This is a genomic window from Streptomyces sp. SID4985, assembly GCF_009863025.1.
Taxonomy (GTDB): Bacteria; Actinomycetota; Actinomycetes; order Streptomycetales; family Streptomycetaceae; genus Streptomyces.
Genome location: NZ_WWIR01000443.1, coordinates 22,192 through 28,496, shown reverse-complemented (window position 1 = coordinate 28,496; position 6,305 = coordinate 22,192). Strand labels below are relative to the sequence as shown.

Annotated in this window: 6 protein-coding genes; 1 reads left to right on the top strand and 5 read right to left on the bottom strand. The window is 71.1% G+C overall.

Annotated features, from left to right (window positions below; genetic code table 11):
• Positions 1–396 (top strand): helix-turn-helix domain-containing protein (locus GTW40_RS33565; protein WP_161181490.1); only part of this gene is annotated, 396 nt, incomplete at its 5' end.
• A 35-nt stretch (positions 397–431) separates the two neighbouring features.
• On the opposite strand, the gene GTW40_RS19520 is transcribed toward GTW40_RS33565, so the two are convergent.
• The 5 genes from GTW40_RS19520 to GTW40_RS19500 form a co-directional block, all read right to left on the bottom strand.
• Positions 432–1,802 (bottom strand): cytochrome P450, encoded by a 1,371-nt coding sequence (locus GTW40_RS19520; protein ID WP_161181489.1) that lies wholly within the window; start codon positions 1,800–1,802, stop codon positions 432–434.
• Entirely contained in the window at positions 1,799–2,881 is a 1,083-nt protein-coding gene (gene cyc1 / locus GTW40_RS19515) for an epi-isozizaene synthase (RefSeq protein ID WP_343245742.1), read from the bottom strand. The genes GTW40_RS19520 and cyc1 overlap by 4 nt, the downstream gene beginning before the upstream one ends.
• 246 nt (positions 2,882–3,127) lie before the next feature.
• Positions 3,128–3,778 (bottom strand): peptide deformylase, encoded by a 651-nt coding sequence (gene def / locus GTW40_RS19510; RefSeq protein ID WP_161181488.1) that lies wholly within the window; start codon positions 3,776–3,778, stop codon positions 3,128–3,130.
• Positions 3,779–3,905: 127 nt separating this feature from the next.
• Positions 3,906–4,886 (bottom strand): hypothetical protein, encoded by a 981-nt coding sequence (locus tag GTW40_RS19505; protein ID WP_161181487.1) that lies wholly within the window; start codon positions 4,884–4,886, stop codon positions 3,906–3,908.
• Positions 4,887–4,997: 111 nt separating this feature from the next.
• Positions 4,998–6,227: an HD domain-containing protein gene (locus GTW40_RS19500; RefSeq protein ID WP_161181486.1), complete on the bottom strand. Its 1,230-nt coding sequence runs from the start codon at positions 6,225–6,227 to the stop codon at positions 4,998–5,000.
• Positions 6,228–6,305 lie beyond the last annotated feature (78 nt).

Genomic DNA, 6,305 nt, shown 5'->3' with positions numbered 1-6,305 from the left:
GTCCCCCCGCACCGCGACGGCGGCCAGGCCCAGTACATCGAGCGGCCGCTGCCGGAGGGACCCTGCGACACCATGGGCGAGGTCCTGGTGTGGATGGAGGCCCACCTGGACGAGGAGGTCACCGTCGAGCAGCTCGCCGCCCGCGCCCACATGGCCCCGCGCACCTTCGCCCGCCGCTTCCAGCAGGAGACCGGAACCACGCCGTACCGCTGGATCCTGCGCCAACGGGTGCTGTTGGCCCAGCGGTTGCTGGAGGGCACCGACGAGACGATGGACTCGATCGCCTGGCGCACCGGGTTCGGCACCGCGGCCGCGCTGCGCCACCAGTTCGGCAAGGCGCTGGGCACGACCCCGGCGGCGTACCGGCGCACGTTCCGGGGCCCGAAGGCCGCCTGACCGTACGCCGGTACGCGTCCGTCACCACTCGGCGCTCACCACTCGACGGGCTCGACCAGCAGCTGGTTGGGCCGCAGGGTGATGCCCACGCGGGTGGCGTCGTCGGAGCCGCTCACCTGCCGGAAGCGGTACTTCGCCGAGACGGCCGCCACGATCAGGCTCAGCTGGGCCATGGAGAAGTGGTCGCTCGGGCACTTGCGGTTGCCGACGCTGAACGGGCTCATCGCGTACTTCGGCACCTCGGCGGCCCGCTCCGGCAGCCACCGGTCGGGGTCGAAGTCGAGGTGGCGGACGTAGGAGCGGTGGTCGCGCTGAATGGCGTAGGGGCTGTAGATGATGTCCGCCCCCGCCGGAATGCGATAGTCGCCGAGTGCGGTGTCGGTCAGCGCGCGCCGGGTCAATATCCATACGGCGGGGCGCAGTCGGAGCGCCTCGACGACGACATTGTTGGTGTGCGTGAGCCGGCGTACGTGCTCGAATCCGACGCGCGCACCTCCGGTTACGGATTCAACTTCCGCGCGCACCTTCTCGGCGTGTTCCGGATGGTCCGCGAGGATCTGGAGCAGCCACATGATCGTGGAGGCCACGGTTTCGCTTCCGGGCGTCAGTATCGCGACGACCTGGTCGTGGATCTCCTGCTCACTGATGGGTTCGCCATTGTCGTCCTTGGCGTCGAGCAAAGCCGTCAGCAAATCGTCCGGCTTTTGACCGGAGGCGCGCCGCTCCGTGACGATCTCGTCCACCAGGAGATGCAGATCGGCCAGGGCCCGGTTGAATTCCCGGTTGGCCGGGAACGGCAGCCGGTGGAGCGGCCCGAGAGGCAGCACCATGCGGCGGTACATGCCCCGGAAGACGGTGGCGAGGTCGATGCTGAGCCGTTCCGCGCGCTCGTCCATGTACTGCCCGCGCAGCAGGCAGCGGGCCGCGATGCGCACGGCGACGCGGAAGGACTCGGAGGTGGCGTCGACGGGTTCGCCGGGCCGCCAGCGTTCGGTCAGCGCGTGGGCCTCCTCCTCCATGATCGGGCCGTAGGCGGGTATCGCGGCCATGCGGAAGGCGGGCTGGATGGTGCGCCGCTGGCGGCGGTGCAGCGGGCCGTTGGCGGTGGCCACGCCCTGTTTGCCGAGCAGTCCCTCCAGGGACTCCCAGACCGGTCCGTCGATCTTGTAGTCGGGGCTGAGCGCGAGTGCGCCGGTGAGCGCCGGAGCGGTGACGGCGTACACCGTCTTGGGGCCGAGTTTGAGGCGCACGACCTCGCCGTGGTCGCGCAGTTGCGCCATGAACGCGAGCGGGTCGCGGGCCAGTTTCAAGCCGTGCCCGAGCACCGGGACGGCACCTCCGGCGAGGGGCGGCTCGCGGAGTTCCGCGGCCTCTCGCGTCTCGGGGTTGACGGACTCGACGGTCATTTCTCACCTGCCGCTTCGTTGTTGACGTAAGGGGGCGTGGACCGGTCGTCCCAGCTGTCGACCATGTAGCGGCCGGACTCGTGGTGGAACCAGTAGACGGTGCTGAACCAGTTGCGCATATTGCCGACGCACATGCGCACGACGTCGCTCAATTCCTTGCCGTGCACGGTTCCGTCGTCGAGCGAGTCGGCGAACCCCAGGGCGTCGCGCTCCACTTCCAGGAATTCCCGGACGCATTCCTCGACGCGCCGCCTGAGTTCGTCGACGGCCTCTTCGAGTTTCAGTCCCTCGTGCGTGACGAGACTGATTCCGAGATTGTGGACCTCGTCCCCCGCTATTTCCTTCGGCAGCGAGCAGAGGTCGTTGTACCAGGCGGCGAATTCCTGGCTCAGCAGCGCCGCCCGGCGATAGGCCGGGTTCTTCCGCACGGAATCCGGGAGTTCGCAGCCGGCGCTCGGCTCCAGCAGATCCGTCCATATCCAGTGGGCGAAGGTGAGCCGCCGCAGCGCGAGATACTCCTCGACGCCGGGCACCCGGCCCTCGGTGCGGTTGTGGAACTCGCGGTCGTACGCCTCGATCACCTCGTGGAAGTGCCGGGCGAACCGCTGGTTCCAGGTGGGCGGCAGGAACGAGTAGAGCCGCAGCACACTGTCCGCGAACCCGGCGACCAGTGCGTCGCTGTGCTGCAGATGGGACGCCGGGGTGTCGAGCGCGGTGTGCAGCCGGTGGCGCAGCCGCCGCCAGTCGCCGGGGCGACCGTGGACGATGTCGCGGTCGTGCCGGTCGTCCCAGACGAAGAACCAGGCGCTGTAGTCCGCGATCGCCTGGAGCACCTCGTCGGGGGCGCCGAGGTAGTACCCCGCCATGAGGTCCGTGTAGCACAGGCCGTCGGCGTACTCGCGCACCTTGTCGGCGGGCATGAGCCGTTTTTCCAGGAGCCAGCGCCGGGTGTTCTCCTGAAGCCTTGGCCAATACGGATGGAGCTGCCGGGGAAAGGCGTCCTCGACCAACGGAAGAGCGAGAGACGGTGGTACGGCGATGGTGGTCGGTGATGTGGTGTCGCGTGAGAAAGCGTGCACGAGCAGTCCCCTCTCAGCCGCCAGGGCGCATACCCCTCCCTGCTGTGCCGGGTGTGCGCCGTCGCGTATCCCCACCCTCCCCATTCAGCACCACAACTGACCGTCTGGGGAACGGATTTGCTTCATTCACCACCCCAAGTCGCCGGGATTCTTACGGCGAACAAACGAACGACGCCCGGCCGGGATCACTCCCGACCGGGCGTCGTGGCTGGTCTCGTACGGTCGCCGGGTGCTCCGGCGCCCCGATCAGTCGTTGGCGACCACGGGGTAGCGTGGCTCGTTCTCGGCCATCTGCCGCAGCGCGTCCTTGCGGTCACGCTTGGACAGGCGGTCGATGTACAGGTAGCCGTACAGGTGGTCCGTCTCGTGCTGGAGGCAGCGGGCGAAGTACCCGGTGCCGCGCACCTTGATCGGGTTGCCCTTCTCGTCCTGCCCGGTCACCTCGGCGTAGTCCGGGCGCGCGAGCGGCGCGTACGCCGTCGGCACGGAGAGGCAGCCCTCGTTGCTGTCGTCCAGTCGGCGCGCGGTGGCGGGCAGCTCGACCAGCTTGGGGTTGCAGACCACGCCGGTGTGGCGCACGCCCTCGTCGTCCGGGCAGTCGTAGACGAAGACCTTCAGGTCCACGCCGATCTGGTTGGCGGCCAGGCCCACGCCCTCGGCGGTGTGCTGGCTGGCGAACATGTCCGCGACCAGCTGCTCCAGCTCGGGGCCGAACTCGGTGACGTCGGCGCACTCCTTGTGCAGCACCGGGTTGCCGACGACCGTGATCGGCCGCGAGGTCCCGCGCTCGCGCCAGGCCAGCTCGCGCCCCTCGCAGTCCTCCGTGTCGACGACATAACCCTCGTCGTCGACGGGAAGCACGCCCGCGTGCTGCTGATCGGTGTCCTGCTGAGCCATGACCGACGTACGCCTTCCTCAAAAAACACGGGGTGAAGTTGCTGATACAGAGTACGTGGATCGCGCCCTGTAGGGGCGCGGGGAACTGCGCGATCAACCACAACGAACCCGCACCCGGCCGCGGCGATCAACACACCTCTTCGAGATCCCGCCAGTCCCGCGAATCCGGACTGTCCGCAACCCACCCGTCCAACAGCCCCCGCACGAGTGAGGCTGGTGCGGCCACGCCACACTCCCGCTCCGGCACCCAAAGCCGCCCATCGGTACGGTGCCCCAGCGGCCCAGGATGCCCCGGCTCACTGTGATCGTGCGGATCGAGATGCTCCCCCTCGCCCTCGTCCGACGGCATCCGCGACTCCGAGCACATGCGGCACAGCAACCGCACGGAGGACGACCAGTCCTCCGCCGCGAACCCCGCGTCCGCCGCCAGCCGCTCCAGCGCGTCCCGGTCCGCCTCGGTCGCCGCCTCCAGGAGGACCACCCAGGTCGGCACGGGCGAGGGCGCCCACAGCTCGATCTCGTCGAAGACCGGGTAGGAGTGCCCGGTGGACGTGGTCCGCTCGCCGTGCGGGACGCCGTCGTGCAGGACGACCTCGCCCCAGCGGCGCCCCGAAGAGGGCAGCGGGATGGACAGCACCTCGATCCGGGCGGGGTCGAGCCTGCGGCCCCACACCACCTCGGCCTCGCCCTCGGGAGAGAGCCGTACGGCCGCGCTGCCCAGCTCCATGCCGAGCGGTTCGCCGGGCACGGCGGAACCGCCGGGGACCTTGAGGCCGTACGCCTGCCAGGCGCGGCGGGCCAGCGGCCAGTCCTGGAGGGCGGTGGCGGCGATGCCGACGTTCCACCAGTCGGGGGCGCCGGTCTCGCGGTCGAGGAGGGCCACGGCACGCAGTCCGGCGGCGCGGGCCTGCTCCCAGTCGTGCCGGAACTTGTGCAGCAGGGCGAGGTTGAACCAGGACTCGGCCAGCCAGGGTTCGAGGTCGGCGGCGCGGGTCAGCAGTTCGCCCGCGTCCTCGTACCGTCCGTCACCGATCAGTGTGAACGCCCGGTCGGTGGCCTGCCGCCAGGAGGCGGAGGGCCGGTTCCGTCCCTTGCCGAAGATCCTCACGATTCCCGCCTGCCAGTTCCATTTCCGCACAGTGGGCTGGCTTGTGCCCCCGGACACCCTCTCCCTCGCATCCAACCACGTGCGAAGGGACGGCCGCTCATTACCCATCGGTTACCCGGCGACCGGCAGAAGCAGACAGTCGCGGGACAGGACGCGCGCGAGCGCCTCCACCACCTCCGGAGCGTAGTCCCCGCCGGTGGCGAGGCGAAGTTCCTCCAGCGCGCGCAGCGGACCCTCGGGCCCGGCGTCGCGCGCCTTCTCCTCGTAGGCGTTCACCGCCCGCACGATCCGGGCGGCGAGCGGCTGCTCGCGGTAGGGGTCGGCCTGCCGCTCGACGACCACGGCGACGGCCGGGGCCACCCCGGTCTGCCGTACGACGGCGCCGCCGAGCAGGGCGATGCGCCGCTGCTCCCGGCGCGGCAGCACGGCCGTGGCCCCCGCCCGCACGGGGTCGACCAGGCTGAGCTGGCCGATGTCGTGCATCAGCGCCGCGTACTCCAGGACGGTCAGCTCCGGGCCGGTCAGCCCCAGGTCGCGGCCGACGGCGAGGCTGAGCGCGGCGACGCGGCGGGCGTGCCCGGCGGGGGTGTACCCGGCGATCTCGGTGGCGCGGGCGAGGGAGGCGATGGTCTGCCGGTAGGTGGCGCGCACGGCCGCGTACCGGCGCACGGAGAGCTGGGTGAGCAGCAGCGGCAGACAGAACACCGGCAGCGCCCACAGTCCGACGACGGCCACCGCGAGCGCCATCACCGCGCCGGTGGCACACACGGCCGAGCCGATGCCGAGCAGTCCGCGCAACTCCTCGCGCAGCAGCGGGCCGAAGGGCCAGTGGGCGCGGGAGTGGGCCAGGGCGGCGGCCAGCACGGTGTCGCACAGCGCGGTCAGCGCGATGAGGGCGACGAGCAGCAGGGCGTAGGCCGGGCCGTCCCAGTGGGCGAACGTGCCCCGGGCGTAGAGGGGCTGGAAGCAGACGGCGGCGAAGCCGACGGTCAGGACCCGGCGGGCGAGGTGGTCGAGGGTGGGGGTGCGGCCGCGCCAGATGTGCGGGACGCCGCCGAGCAGGGTGGCGGCGAGGACGACGGTGACGATCTGGGCGGCGCCGTGCCGCGCGGGGTGTCCGGCGTCGGCGCCGAGGAGGGCGTAGGCCAGTGCTCCGGCGGTGCCGAGCGGCGCGGTCTGCCGGGCCTCGGGGCCGCTCCAGCGGGTGAGTTCGCCGACGGCTATGAGGACGCCGAAGGCGAGCGCGGTGCCCCGCCCCTCGACGCCGGTCCACAGGGTGGTGGCGAGCGCGACGGCGGCGGTGAGCGCGGCGGCGCCGTGGATGAGCCGCAGGGCGGTCATCGGCGGGCCCGGCGGGCGGGTGCGGCCTTCGTGGGGTCCGCCGTCTTCGCAGGGTTCGCCGTCTTCGCGGGATCCGCC

Bases quoted from the DNA above. Each gene is read 5' to 3' on its own strand.
- GTW40_RS19500 (WP_161181486.1), bottom strand. From the start codon at position 6,227: ATGACCGCCCTGCGGCTCATCCACGGCGCCGCCGCGCTCACCGCCGCC.
- GTW40_RS19520 (WP_161181489.1), bottom strand. From the start codon at position 1,802: ATGACCGTCGAGTCCGTCAACCCCGAGACGCGAGAGGCCGCGGAACTC.
- def (WP_161181488.1), bottom strand. From the start codon at position 3,778: ATGGCTCAGCAGGACACCGATCAGCAGCACGCGGGCGTGCTTCCCGTC.